The 15,718-nt window shown below is 64.5% G+C and carries 11 protein-coding genes and 2 tRNA genes; 8 read left to right on the plus strand and 5 right to left on the minus strand.

The genetic code is table 11. From position 1 onward, the window contains the following. Nucleotides 1–966 precede the first annotated feature (966 nt). Nucleotides 967–1,041 (minus strand) — tRNA-Gly (locus tag IEX64_RS20290). 239 nt (nucleotides 1,042–1,280) lie between these two features. Here IEX64_RS20290 and IEX64_RS20295 point away from each other — a divergent pair. Together IEX64_RS20295 and IEX64_RS20300 are read left to right on the plus strand one after the other, a co-directional pair. Beyond that, nucleotides 1,281–2,183: a tetratricopeptide repeat protein gene (locus tag IEX64_RS20295; protein WP_188822746.1), complete on the plus strand. Its 903-nt coding sequence runs from the start codon at nucleotides 1,281–1,283 to the stop codon at nucleotides 2,181–2,183. 7 nt (nucleotides 2,184–2,190) lie between these two features. Beyond that, entirely contained in the window at nucleotides 2,191–2,802 is a 612-nt protein-coding gene (locus tag IEX64_RS20300; protein ID WP_188822666.1) for an LON peptidase substrate-binding domain-containing protein, read from the plus strand. A 26-nt stretch (nucleotides 2,803–2,828) separates the two neighbouring features. Here IEX64_RS20300 and IEX64_RS20305 read toward each other — a convergent pair whose 3' ends face one another. Beyond that, nucleotides 2,829–5,054: a tetratricopeptide repeat protein gene (locus tag IEX64_RS20305; RefSeq protein ID WP_188822668.1), complete on the minus strand. Its 2,226-nt coding sequence runs from the start codon at nucleotides 5,052–5,054 to the stop codon at nucleotides 2,829–2,831. A 200-nt stretch (nucleotides 5,055–5,254) separates the two neighbouring features. On the opposite strand from IEX64_RS20305, the gene IEX64_RS20310 reads away from it, so the two are divergent. Genes IEX64_RS20310 through IEX64_RS20320 form a run of 3 tightly spaced genes read left to right on the plus strand, consistent with a single transcriptional unit; the run spans nucleotide 5,255 to nucleotide 8,241 of the window. Further along, nucleotides 5,255–6,307 (plus strand): glycosyltransferase family 2 protein, encoded by a 1,053-nt coding sequence (locus IEX64_RS20310; protein WP_188822670.1) that lies wholly within the window; start codon nucleotides 5,255–5,257, stop codon nucleotides 6,305–6,307. Between the two features lie 18 nt (nucleotides 6,308–6,325). Beyond that, the gene (locus tag IEX64_RS20315) at nucleotides 6,326–6,709 is read left to right on the plus strand and encodes a GtrA family protein (RefSeq protein WP_188822673.1); all 384 of its coding nucleotides are present in this window, start codon (nucleotides 6,326–6,328) and stop codon (nucleotides 6,707–6,709) included. Further along, nucleotides 6,706–8,241 (plus strand): hypothetical protein, encoded by a 1,536-nt coding sequence (locus IEX64_RS20320; protein WP_188822674.1) that lies wholly within the window; start codon nucleotides 6,706–6,708, stop codon nucleotides 8,239–8,241. The genes IEX64_RS20315 and IEX64_RS20320 overlap by 4 nt, the downstream gene beginning before the upstream one ends. Nucleotides 8,242–8,272: 31 nt before the next feature. Here IEX64_RS20320 and IEX64_RS20325 read toward each other — a convergent pair. Further along, nucleotides 8,273–8,348 (minus strand) — tRNA-Thr (locus tag IEX64_RS20325). Between the two features lie 168 nt (nucleotides 8,349–8,516). Here IEX64_RS20325 and IEX64_RS20330 point away from each other — a divergent pair. Both IEX64_RS20330 and IEX64_RS20335 read left to right on the plus strand, forming a co-directional pair. After that, entirely contained in the window at nucleotides 8,517–9,440 is a 924-nt protein-coding gene (locus IEX64_RS20330) for an enoyl-CoA hydratase (protein ID WP_188822676.1), read from the plus strand. A 4-nt stretch (nucleotides 9,441–9,444) separates the two neighbouring features. Beyond that, the gene (locus IEX64_RS20335; protein ID WP_188822678.1) at nucleotides 9,445–10,920 is read left to right on the plus strand and encodes an AMP-binding protein; all 1,476 of its coding nucleotides are present in this window, start codon (nucleotides 9,445–9,447) and stop codon (nucleotides 10,918–10,920) included. Between the two features lie 48 nt (nucleotides 10,921–10,968). Here the strand turns inward: IEX64_RS20335 and IEX64_RS20340 are convergent, their stop codons facing one another. Next, nucleotides 10,969–12,798: a flavin-containing monooxygenase gene (locus IEX64_RS20340; RefSeq protein WP_188822680.1), complete on the minus strand. Its 1,830-nt coding sequence runs from the start codon at nucleotides 12,796–12,798 to the stop codon at nucleotides 10,969–10,971. A 98-nt stretch (nucleotides 12,799–12,896) separates the two neighbouring features. After that, on the minus strand, nucleotides 12,897–13,829 hold the full coding sequence (locus IEX64_RS20345; RefSeq protein WP_188822682.1) for an SDR family NAD(P)-dependent oxidoreductase: 933 nt from the start codon (nucleotides 13,827–13,829) through the stop codon (nucleotides 12,897–12,899). A gap of 269 nt (nucleotides 13,830–14,098) precedes the next feature. On the opposite strand from IEX64_RS20345, the gene IEX64_RS20350 reads away from it, so the two are divergent. Beyond that, on the plus strand, nucleotides 14,099–15,706 hold the full coding sequence (locus IEX64_RS20350) for an SMP-30/gluconolactonase/LRE family protein (RefSeq protein WP_188822685.1): 1,608 nt from the start codon (nucleotides 14,099–14,101) through the stop codon (nucleotides 15,704–15,706). The last annotated feature ends 12 nt before the right edge of the window (nucleotides 15,707–15,718 follow it).

A 15,718-nucleotide genomic window follows, 5' to 3' on the forward strand; every position in this document is an offset into this window, starting at 1 on the left:
TCTGAATCAGAAATCGTGACCAAAGGGAATCCCATGCCGATTCAGAACGGTCGAAAACCGCTCTAATTGTGAAACGAGCGCATGCTGATTGCCGCGTGCTGGCAGCTGTCATGAGATAACTCAATCTGCGCAGACCGAACTACAAAATGGGGCAGCAAGCTGACCGGCGGGAGAAAGAGGTACTGATGTTTAACTGCTTCCGTAATTTCCTATGAACGGTTCAGCCGAGGGTCGCCGCTCACGAAGTGGCGTGCGAATGGCAATATCTAGGCCGAGAGCGCCTAGCACTACTTTGGCAGAAGTGTACGTGGAGGTTTGAGCAGAGTGCATCCGCAGAGAGGGCAATGACCTGGCGGTGAGCGAGACAGTCGGTCAAGGATAGCCTGCCGGATCGCTGGTAGGCTGTCCTGTTCGGCCTGCTCGGTCGTCCCGGTTTCGATGGTATCGGTCATCTTCGTTACTCCACGGGTTTCCGCGCAGCGGGAAGCGCCGCGCTGAAACCCTGCCCGTCGGCGAGACCGGGGGTGCAACCGGAGCGGGCGGCTTCGCGGGGAACCGGCTGCACGGAGCGCGAAGCGCGGAGGAAGCTGGGCGGAAGGTGCTCCGAAGGGCGCCAGGGGCAGCGCCCCAAGCACCGCGCCGCTCGCGGCGCCACCAGGGACACACCGGCTATTGCTCGGCGTGCTCACGCCGTCCGCTAGGCGATCGTCACGCGGATGCGCCGAAACCCGCCAGGGGTTCGGTCGGAGCGCAGCGGAGATAGAGCGCCGGTCCCGAAGGGAAGCACCGGATGACTCAGTCAGGGAAGGCGAGGTCCATCGCGATATTCGCCACGCGACGCCAGAACCACTCAATCTTTGCCGATTTTCTGGAGACAATGTGGAGACAACAGCCTTCGCAGCGGGCTTTGTCTCCAGCGAAAGAGGGTGCGCCGTGGCGCTAATTCGCTGATTTTGTTGGAAAATCTGGAGCGGGCGAAGGGATTCGAACCCTCGACCCCAACCTTGGCAAGGTTGTGCTCTACCCCTGAGCTACGCCCGCTCTGGCGTTTCGGAGGCCTGCCGTTTTGTCCGGCAGGTCCGGGGTGGAGGCGCGCCACTAGCAGGGGGTTTGAGGACCGGCAAGAGGGCAAATGCAAAAATTTTTGCAGATCGTCCCGGCGCCGTGCAAAGCCGGGGCCCCTGAGGCACATACGGATGCATTCGCCCTTCACAAATGGCCCCGGAAATCCGATCTAGGGTGCTGACGCGCAGGATATGGGAGCAAGTACCTTGGCCAGCATGGGTCTGAATATCGACGAACAGAAAGCAGTGGACCGGTTCCGTAAGTCGGTGGCCGAGCCCTCGATGACGCAACTGGTCATCCTGGATTTCTGGGCGGAATGGTGCGGGCCGTGCAAGGCGCTGACGCCGGTGCTGGAAAAGGTCGCCGCGGAATATGCCGACAAGGGCGTGCTTCTCGCCAAGGTGAACGTCGACGAGGAACAGTTCATCGCCTCGCAGTTCCAGGTCCGCTCGATTCCCACGGTCTATGCCATCTTCCAGGGCCAGCCGGTCGCCGACCTCACCAATGCGCGCACCGAGTCGCAGCTCAAGCAGACGATCGACCAGCTTCTGGAAAAGCTGCCGGTGCAGCCGGGCGGCGAAGCGGCAAAGCCCGATATTGCTCCGCTGATCGCGATGGGCGAGGAAGCACTGGCCGCCGAAGACGGCGAGCGCGCGGCCAGCATCTTCATGCAGATTCTGGAAGTCGCGCCCGACAACGGCGAAGTGCTTGCCGGCCTGATTCGCGGCCTCGTGGTCGCCGACCGGCTCGAGGAAGCCGAGCAGGTCCTGGGCGGCCTCGCCCCCGAAATGGCCTCCGATCCGCACGTCGAGCGCGCCCGCACGGCGCTGGAACTGGCCAAGAACAAGCCCGACGACAGCGAACTGGCCTCGCTGCGCTCTGCCGCCGCCGAGCATCCCGATGACATGGAGGCCCAGTTGGCCTTCGCCAACGCCGCTTTCGCAGCGGGCGAGCGCGACGATGCCGCAGCCACGCTGCTGCGCATGGTCGAGACCGACCGCGAATGGAACGAAGGCGCCGCCAAGGCCAAGCTGCTGCAGATCTTCGAGGCCGTGGGTCTGGAAGATCCGTGGGTCTCGGCCACCCGGCGCAAGCTCTCCACGATCCTGTTCGGCTGATCCGGTCTTGGCACGAATCACCATCTTCCCCCTGCCCGGCGCGGTTCTCTATCCGGGATTGCAGCTTCCCCTGCACATCTTCGAGCCGCGCTATCGGGCGATGGTGAGCGATGCCCTCGCCCGCGACCGACTCATCGGCATGATCCAGCCGCAGCGCCCGGAGGAAGGCGCGCCGCTCTTCGAGATCGGCTGCCTTGGCCGAATCGGCGATGTCGAGGCTCTGGAAGACGGGCGCTTCAACATCGTTCTCGAAGGCGAGCGGCGCTTTCGCGTGGTGCGCGAACTCAATGTGACGACGCCGTTCCGGCAGGTCGAAGCCGAGTTGCTGGACGATGAAGCGGACGAAGTTCTGGCGCCCATCGAGCGGGCCAGCTTCGAGCGGGAAGCAAAGCGATTTGCCGACGCACAGGGCTATTCGGTCGACTGGGAACAGGTGACCCGGCTCGACGATGTCTCGCTGATCAACGGTGTCTCGCAGATCGCCCCGTTCGATCCGGCGGCGAAACAGGCATTGCTGGAAGCCTCCGGCCTCTCGGCCCGCTGCGAACTGCTCGTCCAGCTCATGCAGTTCTTCGGTCGCACCAGCAACGACGATGAGGATGGCGCAACGCTGCAGTAGCTGGCGTCAGTGTACCGACTGGCGCCTCAATCCACCGCGAAGTGGTCGGGCGCCTGCCCTTCCAGCTGTCGCTGGTGCATCCGTTCGAGCGCCGCTTCCACGCGCCGTGTATAGGGCACGGTGTCGAACAGCGGCGTCGTGCTGCGGCTTTCGGCCAGACGCTCGCGCAAGGCGGCAAGGCGCGCCGGATCGCGCGCCAGATCGAGCGCAAGCGCAGCATAGGCCTCTTCACTCTCCACCGCCATCTCGGGCAGGCCGACCGAGGTCACGAGGCTCGCAGCAACACGGGCGGCGAATTGCTGGCCCGCCAGCGTCAGCACCGGCAGCCCGGCCCAGAGGGCATCGCTGGCCGTCGTGTGCGCATTGACCGCGAAGGTATCGAGGAACAGGTCGGCATGGACGAGGCGTCCAAGATGCTCGCCGTGCGCCACCGAGGGACTGAACACCAGCCGTGCCGGATCGACGCCGCGCGCTTCCGCCTCGCGGCGCAGGTTGCCTTCGGCCCACCGGTTCGACCGCAGCAGCCACAAGACACTGCCGGGCACTTCGCGCAGCAGGCCCATCCACAGGTCCCACTCGCGCGGTGAAATCTTGTAGGTGTGGTTGAAGCTGGCGAAGACGAAGCCCTCGTCGGGAAGGCCCCAGCCGCTGCGCCCCTTGGTGTCGGCGACGATCTCGCGCCGGTTGTCGTTGGCCTGATAGCTGCCGGCCAGACGCACGATCTTCTCGCTGAAATACTGCTCGGCGCCCTCGGGCATCGTCACATGGTCGGCAATGAAATAGTCCATGCACGGATGGCCGATAGTGCCGGGATAGCCCATGAAGCTCACCTGCACCGGCGCCAGGCGCTGGCCGAACAGGCGCGTGCGGGTCCCGCGGGTGTAACCCTTGAGGTCCACTGCAATGTCGAGTTTATCCTTGCGCGCCAGAGCCACGATGTCCTCGTCGCGCATCGCGCCCACTTCGGTGAAACCATCGACATGGCCGCGCAGTTCGGCACGGGTGTAGTCGTCCTCGCGCGCGGGCCCGTAGCTGTAGAGCCGCACGTCGAAGCGGGCACGGTCGTGCTCGCGGAAGAAGCCCGCCATCAGGTACATCGTGGCGTGGTTGTGGAAGTCGGCCGAGAAGTAGCCGATACGGATACGCCCATCGGTAGATGGGGCCGGATGCGGCAGGCTTTCGGGCGCTGCCGGGAACATCTTGGCCGCACAGTCGAACGAGCGGCGCAACTGATGCGCCGGATCGTCGACGAACGGCAGCGAGGCGAAAGGCTGGACGGCAGCGGCTTCGGGCCCAACGGTCAGCGGATACTGGCCGCGCGTGCTCCAGTCGCAGATATGCGCTTCCTCGAAAAGCGCCTGCAGCCGGGCGGAGCGGTCGGTGGGGTCGAGCGACAGCGCACCGCGGAACGCAGAGATCGCGCCCGGCTCGTCGCCCTTGAGCACGAGCACCTTGCCCTTGTTGATAAGGGCCTGACCATTCTTCGGATTGGCTTCGAGCGCCTTGTTCAGCGAAGCGAGTGCCTCGTCGACACGTTCCAGTGCGAGCAGTTCACCGCCCATGTTGTTGTAGGCATCACTGTGCGAGGGGCGCAGACGCACGGCATTCTTGAAGCACGCAACGGCTTCCTCGCGACGCGCCGCCTTGGCCAGCAGGTTGCCCAGATTGTAATGGGCATCGACATATTGCGGATTGATGCGGATGGCGGCGGCGAAGTGCTCGGCCGCTTCGTCCGGGCGGTCCGAAAGCTGCAACAGGTTGGCGAGGTTGTATTGCGCATCGGCATAGTCCGGCGCGCGGGCGATCACCTTGCGATAGGTCGCCTCGGCCTCGTCCAGCAGGCCCTGCTTGCGCAGTGCAATGGCGAGGTTGTTGTAGCTCGCCGGATGGTTGGGATCGGCCTCGATCGCACGCTCGAACGCCTTGGCCGCACCGGCATTGTCGTTGAGCGCCAGCAGCGAGGCGCCCAGCAGGTTCTGCACGCCATGCGAATGCGGATAGGTCTCGGCCAGCGCCTGCCCCTGCCGCGCGCATTCGTCCATGCGGCCGGACTTGTAGGCCGCGACCATGACGTCGAACTGCTGCTGCGACGGATTTGCACTCGCCGTTTCCAGCGCTTCAAGCCCGGCGCGCGCGCGCGGATTGCGCGGATGCTTGGAGAGCACCTTGCGATAGATTTCGCGCGCGGCATCGGTCTCGCCGCGCTTGGCCGCACCCTTGGCCTTGATCAGTAGTGTTTCCAGTCCGCTCATGCCGCTTCCCCTTGCGTCCTGTTGAGCCTTTCCGAATGGTTAATACGGACAGGGTTGACCGAGGGTGATCGACGACCACGCAGATTTACGTAGGCAATCAGGACAGGACGTGCGGGACACGGAATGGCGGCTTTTACGCCGGGTTAACCATCGCTGGGGGATAGAGCGGTCTAATCAGCCAGTCTCGCGGGGCAATGGATATGAAGATGGGGCCGATCATGCCGTTCGCCGAACAGGCGTGTCCCCGCCTTTCGGTGGTCGTACCATGCTATAATGAAGAGTCGGTGCTCGACATGCTCGAGCAGCGGCTTTCTGCTGCCTGCAGCGACGTTTTCGGCTCGGATTTCGAGATCATTCTCGTCAACGATGGCTCCAGAGACCGCACCTGGCAGAAAATCTGCGCTCTTGCCGCGCGCAATGCGTGCATCGTGGGCGTAGATCTTTCACGCAACCACGGACACCAGCTTGCCGTGACGGCAGGACTGCAGATCAGTCGCGGCGACCTCGTCATGATCATCGATGCCGATCTCCAGGACCCGCCCGAACTTCTGGCAAAGATGGTCGCGAAAATCGAACAGGGGTTCGACGTCGTTTATGGACAGCGGATCGAGCGCCACGGCGAAAGTGCTTTCAAGCGCGGAACCGCGGCGGTCTTCTACAAGCTGCTAAATCGCCTTGCCGAACATGATATCCCTCTGGACACGGGGGATTTCCGCCTGATGACGCGGCGCGTGGTCGACCAGCTCAATGCCATGCCCGAACGGTTTCGCTTCATCCGTGGCATGGTCAGCTGGATCGGTTTCGAACAAGCCGCGCTCGAATACGAGCGCGACCCGCGCGCGGCGGGCGAAACGCACTATCCGCTCACGCGTATGTTGCGGCTGGCCCTCGACGCCATAACCAGCTTTTCCACGCTGCCCCTGCGCCTCGCTTCGCTCGCCGGATCGATTATGGGATTGATCGGCTTCGCCATGCTGGGATGGGCCGTTTACCGCTGGTTTGAAGATGGAACGGTGGTCGGCTGGACCAGTACGGTCGCGGTGGTGCTGATCATGGGCAGCGTCCAGCTGATCATCCTCGGCGTGTTCGGCAGCTATCTCGGCCGGCTCTACATGGAGAGCAAGAACCGTCCGCTGTTCATCGTACGCGACATTCGTGCCCAGACGCGGCCGGATGGATACCGCCTGCCGGTCCCGTCGGCGGCAGACCGCCAAGCGGCCCTGCGCGGCCTTCCCTTCGACGTCCACGGCTGAGGCGAGGGTCTCCGTGCGATGGTGAAAGCGGCAGCCCGTTTCGGCCTCGTGGGCATAGCCAACACGCTCGTCGGCTTCGCCATCATCGCGCTGCTCCTGCAACTCGGCGCCGGGGACTACCTCGCCAACGCCGTAAGTTATGCCATCGGCATCTGCCTCTCCTTCGTGCTCAATCGCGCCTTCACCTTCCGTGTCCGCGGACGTGTCGCCGCGCACGAGGTGCACCGCTTCCTTGCCGTCTTTGCAATTTCCTACGCAGCCAACCTCGCTGTGCTGACACTGATGCGGGCCGCTGGATTCGCCGAGACACTGATCGCCCAGGGCTCAGCGATGATCGCCTATTCGGCCGTCTTCTTCCTGCTCTCGCACCGCTTCGTGTTCAGGGCGCGGCCTGGCGCATGACGGGCCCGCCGAAGACGCTATCCGATCCGGGTAAAGGCACAGCGCCCCTCCGGTTAGACCGGTGGTGGCCGCTGCTCGTGCTGCTGGCGATTGTCCCGCTGCTCTATCCCACGGTCCCGCCGCTGACCGATCTGCCGGCGCACATGTCGCGCTTCATGGTGCAGATGGACGGTGGCCGCACGCCCGAGCTGGCGCAGTGGTACTCCTTCCATTGGAACCTGTTGCCCAACCTCGGGACCGACCTGCTCATCTACGCGCTCGAACCGGCGCTCGGCCTCGTTCCCGGCGTGAAGACGATCGTCATCCTGATCGTCGCGCTGCAGACCGCCGGATACCTGCTGCTCGCGCGCGCAGCGCACGGGCGCGTGACGGCCACCACTCTCTTCGCCCTTCCGCTCGCCTATGGCGCTCCGCTGCAATATGGCTTTCTGAATTTCTCGCTGACCACGGCACTGGCGACGCTGTCGCTCGCGCTCTGGATCAGCCAGCCGATGCGCGCCAGGCCGGCGCTCCGCTATGCCCTGTTCACTTTCATCGCCTGCGTCCTGTGGGTAGGGCACCTTGCCGGATGGGCTGTGTTTTGCGTGATGGTGGGATCGTGCGAACTGGTGGCCCGCTACGTACAGGGCCGTCCGTTCTGGAAAGCGCTTTCGGGCGGATTTCTCGCGTCTTCCTGCCTGCTGATTCCTCAAGTCCTCGGCATGCTGTGGCCCAACACGCCCGAGCACCTGCCGACCCACGGCTTCTTCCGGCTCGGCGAGAAGGTCTACTTCCTCACCAATGTGCTGATGGACCGCTGGAGCCCGTTCGACGTGGTCAGTGCCTTCGTGCTTGCCATTATGATCGCCATGACCTGGCGTTCGAAGACCGGCACAGTGCACAAGGGCCTTGCCCTGGGCGCGATCGTTCTTTTCGGTCTGTTCTGGCTGCTGCCCGGCTGGGTGTATGGCTCCTACTTCGCAGACATGCGCCTGACGCCGACGATGTTTGCGCTCGCGCTCATCGCCGCCCGGCCAGAGCTGCCGCGAAAACAGGCCCGCTGGCTGGTTCTGGCCGGACTCGCCTTCTTCGGTGTGCGCCTCGCGGGAACCACCGTAAGCATGGCAATGTGGGACAAGCAGTTCAAACGCGAGATCGCTGTGCTGGACGCCCTGCCGCGCGGCTCGCAGTTGGTGTCCTTCCGCGCGCTGCCTTGCCGTCCCTTCATCTTCCAAAGCCGCCTGCGCAACATGCATACGGCCAGCTTCGCCCTCCTTCACCGCCATGCCTTCGCCAACGACCAGTTCTCGATGTCGGGCGGCCAGCTGCTCACGATCCACAACCCGGCCGCCGCGCCGTTCGACCGTGACCCGTCGTCGATCGAGATCGGCGAGAGCTGCCAGGGATCGGTCCCGGTACTCGACAGCACTGCGCGCATCCCTGCCGCCATCCCCTATCTCTGGATCGTGTGGCACGCCCCGGAGCTAGACGTGCCGGGCTGGAAAGCCGTGGCACGCTCAGGCACCTCGGTGCTCTATCGCCGGAAGCGATAAGCCGTCTTCTTGTGCTGGTCATTTGGGGAAATGGTGCCGCTTACAGGACTCGAACCTGTGGCCCCATCATTACGAATGATGTGCTCTACCAACTGAGCTAAAGCGGCATGCCTGGCGTTTCCGGAAATCTCCAGCGCCTGGACAGTGGGCGCCTTTACCGAGGCGTGCGGGCTCGTGCAAGAGGCTTTGCGCGGCATGGGCAATTGTTCGGCTTGCCGCCATACGGATCGTGCGTATGCTACTAGACAAGTGTCTAAGCACATACCGAGGGAAAGATGCCGCAATCCGATGCCGGTGAGGAGCCGGCCTTCACACAGATCCGCTATGACATCGCCGCGCCCAAGGTGGCGCGCATAACGCTCGCGCGCCCGGAAAAGCGCAATGCACAGGGCACGCGGATGACCTACGAGATCGATGCCGCTCTTCGGCTGGCCTGCGACGACGAGGCCGTGAGCGTAATCGTGCTGGCAGCCGACGGCGACCACTTCAGCGCCGGCCACGACCTGTCGATGAGCGAAGGCCCGATGGGTGCGCCTGCCGAGCGGGCAAGCCTGTGGGGCGAGTTCGGCACGCCGGGCTGGGAGGGACCCTACACCCGCGAGCGCGAGGTCTATCTGGAAATGACCGAGCGCTGGCGCAATGCCCCGAAGCCGGTGATCGCAGCCGTGCAGGGCAGCGTGATCTCCGGCGGGCTGATGCTGATGTGGTTCGCCGACATCATCGTCGCGGCGGACGACGCCCGGTTCCGCGACAACACCGGTTCGGACATGGGGGTGCCGGGCGTCGAGTTCTTCGCCCACCCCTTCGAGCTGGGCGTGCGGCGCGCCAAGCAGATGCTGTTCACCGGCGGCTGGCTCTCGGCGCAGGCTGCCGCCGCTGCGGGCATGGTCAACGAAGTCGTGCCGCGCGCGCAGCTGCACGAGCGAGCGCTGGAGCTGGCGCAGGAGATCGCCCGCACCGACCGTTTCGCGCTCAAGCTGATGAAAGCCTCGGTCAACGCCGCGCAGGATGCGATGGGGCGGCGCGAGGCGATGCAGACCTCCTTTGCCAATCACCAGATCGGCCACCTGCAGAACATGCTGCTTCACGGCTTTCCCATCGACATCACCCGCCTGCCCGCCTCGGTGCGGCGCCATCTGGAAGAGGCGCTTGCGGCCAGCGGCGGCATGCCCGCCACCCGCAAGCCATCGGAGGACTGAGCCCATGGCCGGAATCGTGCTGGGGGACTTGCCCGAACGCAATGCCACGCGGCGCGGTGCTGACCACTGGGCCGTGCGCCATGGCGACGCCGTGCTGAGCTGGGGCGAACTCGCCGACGCCGCCACCCGCCGGGCGCACGCACTGCAGGGGCAAGGCGTGACGCAAGGCGACCGCGTGGTGCTCTCGATACCCAACGGCAACGCCTTCTTCGAATGGACGTTTGCCGTGTGGAAGCTGGGCGCGACGCCAGCGGTGGTCTCACACCGGCTGCCCAGGCCCGAATTCGAGGCGATCCTAGCGCTGGCCGAACCGCGTGCAGCCGTGATTGCCGACGAGGACCTTCGCGCGGGATGCAAAGGGCTACCGGTTGCATTCGGCCGCGATCATGCCGATGGCACACCGCTGCCAGCACTCGTGGCGCCGAGCTGGAAGGCCATGACTTCGGGCGGCTCGACAGGACGGCCCAAGCTGATCGTCGATCACCATCCCTCGCAGCTCGACGATTCGGTGCGCGGGCTGGGCATTCCGGTCGACGGGGTGATGCTCAATGCCGGGCCGCTCTATCACAACTTCCCTTTCGCGATGTCGCACTCGGTGATGGTGCACGGCAATTCGGTGGTCGGTATGGAGCGTTTCGATGCCGAGGCGTTCCTGCGTCTGGTGGATAAGCACAAGGTGCAGTGGACCGCGCTGGTGCCCACCATGATGCAGCGCGTGGCCCGCCTGCCGGACGAGATGCGCGCGCAGTACGACCTCTCCTCCATCGAAGCCCTGTGGCACACCGCCGCGCCGATTACGCCCGAACTCAAGGAGTTCTGGATCGACTGGATCGGGCCGGAGAAAGTCTGGGAGATGTACGGCGGCACCGAGGGCTTCGCGACCACGCAGCTGAACGGCGCGGAGTGGCTGGAACACCGCGGATCGGTCGGCAAACCGACCTGGTCCGAAGTGCTGATCCGGGGGGATGATGGTGCGGCGCTGCCCCCCCGCGAAGTCGGCGAGGTTTATATGCGGCGCAAGGGCGCGACCGGAGAAGACAAGGCCTATCACTACGTCGGCGCCGATGGCCGGCGCCTGCCCGACGGCTTCGAGAGTTTCGGCGACTATGGCTGGGTGGACGAGGACGGCTATCTCTATATCGCCGACCGGCGCACCGACCTGATCCTGTCAGGCGGTCGCAACCTCTATCCCGCCGAGATCGAAACGGCACTGCTGGCCCATCCCGAGGTCGCCGAAGCGATCGTGATCGGATTGCCGGACGAAGATCTGGGAGCGCACGTTCATGCCATCGTCCGCTTGGAGGATGGAGGCGATGCCGACACGGCGCCTCTGCTCGACTGGGTGCGCGACCGGCTGGTCGGCTACAAGGTACCACGCAGCCTGGAATTCACCGACACGCCGCTGCGAGACGAGGCGGGCAAGGCCCGTCGCAGCGCGCTGCGCGCCGAGCGGATTGCCGCGCAGACGAACAGCGCCTGACGGCAAACTGCAGAGGCGCCGGAACCACTGGCTCCGGCGCACTCGCAATCAGGATTCGAACGTGACGCCCGGCAGGTCCGGCAACTTGCGCCAGTCCGCCAGCATGTCGCGGAAGGCATCCCAGCCGGCCATGTAGCCCTTGAAAAGCGCCCACTTGGGATTCTTTTCGCCTTCGTTGTTGAAGTAGCTGGGCGTGCACTCTGCCTGGAACTCGGACATGTCGACCTCGTTCTCGCGGCAGTGCTGCACATAGGCTTCGACGCCTTCCTTGGTGGCGGCAACCGTCTGTGCACCACGACGTTCGGCCTCCCCGATCATAAAGGCGATGTGCTCGGCCTGCCGGTTGAACTGCTCGGTCGTGCTCGAGTTCGTCGCACCCTGGATGTAGCCCATGTAAAACATGCCCGGGAAATTGTCGGTAATGACACCGTGCATCGTGCTGGGGCCATTTTCCCAGTGGTCGTAGATCGACTCACCGCCACGTCCGGTAACCGTATCGATGCCCCAGCGGCGCTTGAGGTCCGAGGTCACTTCGAAACCCGACGCGAAGACCATCAGGTCGACTTCGTATTCCACGCCATCGGCGACAAAGCCCTTTTCGGTCATGCGCTCGACACCCTGTGTGGGCGAAACGTCGATCAGCTTGACGTTGGGGCGGTTGAAGGCCGGGTAGTACTCGTTGTTCGACAGCGGCCGCTTGCACATGAAGCGGAACCACGGCTTGAGCGCTTCGGCAGTTTCCTTGTCCTCGACCAGAGCGTCAACGCGGCGGCGCATGCGTTCCATGACCTGGAAGTCCATAGCCTCGCGACGGGCCATGAGCTCTTCCATCGTCAGTTCGGGCCAGCCTTCGGCTTCGAGGTCCTTGCATAGGTTGCGCACGAGCTCGGTCCAGATGTCGCAGATCTGGTCTTCCTCGCCCGGCGCGAACATGTGCTGCACGCCGGTATGGAAATTGGCCATGCGCTCCTGCTGCCAGCCCGGCTTGAGCGATGCCACCCAGTCGGGATCCGTCGGCGGGTTGGGCCGCTCGTCGATGTTCGATGGCGTGCGCTGCAGGACATAGAGCTGCTTGGCGTACTTGCCGATGTACGGCACCGCCTGAACCGAGGTCGCGCCCGTGCCGACGATGGCAACGCGCTTGTCGGCCAGCTTGTCGAGCACCGGATCTTTCCACGAACCGCCGGTGTAATCATGCTCCCAGCGGCTGGTGTGGAACATCTTGCCCTTGTAGTCGTGAATGCCCGGAATGCCGGGCAGCTTGGGCATGTTCATCACGCCGCCGGCCATGATCACGAAGCGCGCCTTGATGTCGTCGCCCCGGTTGGTCTTCACGTGCCAGCGCTTGATGGTCTCGTCCCAGACGATGCTTTCGACGAGAGTATGAAACAGCGCCTTGTCGGCAAGGTCGAAGTCCTCGGCCATCTTCTGGCAATAGGCCTGGATTTCCCAGCCATCCGCGAACTTCTTGGAGGGCATGTAGCCCGTTTCCTCGAGCAGCGGCATGTAGCAATAGGAATCGTTATCGCATTGCACGCCGGGGTAACGGTTCCAGTACCACACACCGCCGAAGCCGCCCGCATGGTCGATGTTGCGGACATTGGTGACGCCCTGCTTGTGAAGCTGGTAGCCCGCCAGGATGCCCGAGAAGCCGGCGCCGAGGATGGCAACGTCGATTTCCTCGTTCAGCGCATCGCGTTCCGCGACGGGCGTAAAGGGATCATGGGCGTAGTTGTCGGAGAGGTCGTCGGTCGGGCGCACATACTGCTCGCCGCCTTCGCGACGCAGGCGCTTGTCGCGCTCGGCGCGGTACTTCGCCTTGAGCGCGGGAATGTCGAGTTCTTCGGCCGGTGGCACGTCTGTTTTCTGGCAGGTCATGTGCTTTCCCACTTCTCCGTTCGGCGATTCTTCTAACACGATCGCCATATGCGCGCTGTGGATAGGCTTGCGCGCTTAGTTGTCAACAGTGTTGTTTATTAGCTGTCCGAGCCTTCGCGCGCCATGGCGAAGCTGTAGCCGATGTGATCGACATGCCCGTGGAGCCCGAAATCGAGCACTTGCGGGTTCTCGGCGCCCTTGTCGTGAAACTGCTCGCAAGCCGCAGCGACGTCCTCGATCGTCCACGAGGGACGATAGACGCCGCGGGTTTCGGCAAGGAACACGCGGGAGATACGCCCGGCGATCGAAGCGATCATCTCGCCGGTGACCGAGCAGGCCTCGTGCGCCAGCCAGGCCACCACCGGCGCGACCAGTTCGGGATCCATCGGCGGATACTGCGAGATGTCGATGCCTTCGGCCATGCGGGTGACGGCGCTAGGCACAATCACGTTCGACTTCACATTGAAGTCTTCGCCTTCAAGCGCGGCCACGTTGTTGAGGCCGATCATGCCGGACTTGGCCGCGCCGTAGTTCACACAGTTCTTGTTGCCGTAAACGCCGCCGATCGAACTGGTGAGCACGATGCGACCGAAGTTCTGGTCGCACATGGGCGCGAAGGCTGCCTGCACGACATGAAAGGCGCCCATCAGGTGGACGTCGACCACCGACTTGAAGTCGTCGTAGCTGATGTCGCGGATCGAACCGTAGCGCACGTTGCCGGCATTGTGGATCAGTGCATCGATCCGGCCCCAGGTGTCTAGCGCCGCCTGGATGATCGCCCTGCCGCCTTCTGGAGTGGCCACACTGTCGGCATTGGCAATCGCCTCGCCGCCGGCCGCGACGATCTCGTCGACCACGCTTTGCGCCACGCTTGTATCCGGACCGTCACCGCGGATCGCGCCGCCCAGATCGTTGACGACGACCTTGCACCCGCGCGAGGCCATCAGCAGCGCATAGGCGCGCCCCAGTCCGCGTCCGCCCCCGGTAACGACGGCAACGCGGCCATCGAAGCGCAATTCGGTCTCGGGCATGGGCTGGACAGTCCTCTCTTGTATCGGTCCGCTCGGATCTTCTGCGGGATCTTCTCCCTCAACGCCCTAGCGAAAGATGATTATCGGTTCGATGAACGAGTATGCGGACAGCCCTCGCCTTGGCAACCGCAGATCCTGCTCCCTCATCCGCCCCGGCGATGGCCGTTCCTCCTGCAGGTTCGAAAGCGCCTCTGCGTTGCGCCTCCCGATCGGCAACGATAGGCTTTCGGCAAAGACTCGGCACGTCGCCGTGGGAGAAGGATGTATACATGCTGGAACCGAGTGGCCGCAATCAGAGTGGACTGTCCGCTGAACCGTCCGAAGGCTGGGCGCTCCATCGCCTGACCCCGGCCAGCCGCCTCAACGGCGCCAACGGCATCCGCACCGGCGCCGACGGCCGGATCTATGTGGCACAGGTCGCGGGCAGCAAGGTCAGTGCAGTCGACGTCGACAGCGGCGAAGTCGAGACGATCAGCCCCGCCCCGGCCGCTGGCGGTACCGGCATCGTCGGCCCGGACGACCTTGCGTTCGACAGCGCGGGCAATCTCTTCTGCACCGAGATCACCGAAGGGCGCGTCTCGATGATGACGCCCAAGGGCGAATACAAAGTGATCCAGGGCGACATGCCCGTCGCCAACCCGATCACCTGCTATCAGGACCGCGTAATCGCCGGCGAGCTGCGCATGGGCGCGCGGATCATGGAACTGGACAAGAACGGCGGCGCGCCGCGCGTGATCGTCGAGGGGCTTCCCATGGTCAACGCTTTCGAGGTCGGCCCCGACGGCAAGCTCTACTTCCCGGCCCAGGGCGCCAATGAGATCTGGCGCGTCAGCCTCGACGGCGGCGAGCCCGAAGTGGTGGCAAAGGATCTCGGCGTTCCGGACTCGGTCAAGTTCCATCCCGACGGCTACATCGTCTCGACGCAGGTCTATTCGGGGCAGGTGCTCAAGATCGATCCGCGCACCGGCGAAAAGGAAGTGCTGGCCGACATCGGCCCGGGCCTCGACAACGTCGCCTTCGTCAACGGGCGTACCTTCGTCTCGCACATCACCGGCTCCATCCACGAGATCACCGCGTCGGGCACCGCCAAGCCGGTGATCGACCGCGGCCTCCAGTGGCCGCTCGGCCTTGCCGTGGGCCCGAACGGGCATATCCTCGTTGCCGACGGCGGCTTCACCTACCTGCTCACGCCCGGTGAGGAATTGCAGCTGGCCGGCATGCTGTTCTCTCCCGGCTTCCCCGGCTGGACGCGCGATGCGGCGGCTTGCGGCACCGACGAGTGGGTCGTGACGACGGCCAACGGCGATGTGGCGCGCTGGAACCCGGCCACGGCGGAAACGCAGGTTCTCGCGAGCGGCTACGACCGCCTCATGGGCATTGCCATGGCATCGGACGGTTCTGCCGTCTTTACCGAGTATCCCACCGGGCGCGTACTGTCGGTCAAGGATCGCCAAGTCAGCGAACTGGCCAGCGGGCTCGACCGCCCGATGGGTGTCGCGATTGCCGGAGACGGCACCGTCTACGTCGCGGAAAGCGGCGCCGGGCGCGTCGTAAAGCTCGCGAGCGGCAAGGCGGAGACGGTGCTCGACGGGCTTGCGCGGCCGGAAGGTATCGCGATTGCGGACGGCACGCTCGCTGTTGCCGATCCCGGCTCCCAATCGGTCGTGGTGAGCGATCTTGCCGGCGGCAATCGCGATACCGTTGCCTCCAAGCTGCCCATCGGCGGCCCCGGCGGCGTCCAGCTGCTGCAACTTGGCGGCGTGGGCGACATGTGCGGGCCGATGAGCACGATGGTCGGCATCGCCATTGCCGGAGACGGCACGATCTATCTGGCTGCCGACGCCGAGGGCAGCGTCCTGGCAATCGGCCGGGTCTGAGGGAGGACCGTC

Origin of the sequence: Novosphingobium indicum, assembly GCF_014645195.1 — a bacterium.
Classification (GTDB): domain Bacteria; phylum Pseudomonadota; class Alphaproteobacteria; order Sphingomonadales; family Sphingomonadaceae; genus Novosphingobium; species Novosphingobium indicum.

Excerpts from the sequence above, each read along its gene's own strand:
- IEX64_RS20295 (WP_188822746.1), top strand. The coding sequence starts at position 1,281 with ATGGGTCTGAATATCGACGAACAGAAAGCAGTGGACCGGTTCCGTAAG.
- IEX64_RS20305 (WP_188822668.1), bottom strand. The coding sequence starts at position 5,054 with ATGAGCGGACTGGAAACACTACTGATCAAGGCCAAGGGTGCGGCCAAG.
- IEX64_RS20310 (WP_188822670.1), top strand. The coding sequence starts at position 5,255 with ATGAAGATGGGGCCGATCATGCCGTTCGCCGAACAGGCGTGTCCCCGC.
- IEX64_RS20315 (WP_188822673.1), top strand. The coding sequence starts at position 6,326 with ATGGTGAAAGCGGCAGCCCGTTTCGGCCTCGTGGGCATAGCCAACACG.
- IEX64_RS20320 (WP_188822674.1), top strand. The coding sequence starts at position 6,706 with ATGACGGGCCCGCCGAAGACGCTATCCGATCCGGGTAAAGGCACAGCG.
- IEX64_RS20330 (WP_188822676.1), top strand. The coding sequence starts at position 8,517 with ATGCCGCAATCCGATGCCGGTGAGGAGCCGGCCTTCACACAGATCCGC.
- IEX64_RS20335 (WP_188822678.1), top strand. The coding sequence starts at position 9,445 with ATGGCCGGAATCGTGCTGGGGGACTTGCCCGAACGCAATGCCACGCGG.
- IEX64_RS20340 (WP_188822680.1), bottom strand. The coding sequence starts at position 12,798 with ATGACCTGCCAGAAAACAGACGTGCCACCGGCCGAAGAACTCGACATT.
- IEX64_RS20345 (WP_188822682.1), bottom strand. The coding sequence starts at position 13,829 with ATGCCCGAGACCGAATTGCGCTTCGATGGCCGCGTTGCCGTCGTTACC.
- IEX64_RS20350 (WP_188822685.1), top strand. The coding sequence starts at position 14,099 with ATGCTGGAACCGAGTGGCCGCAATCAGAGTGGACTGTCCGCTGAACCG.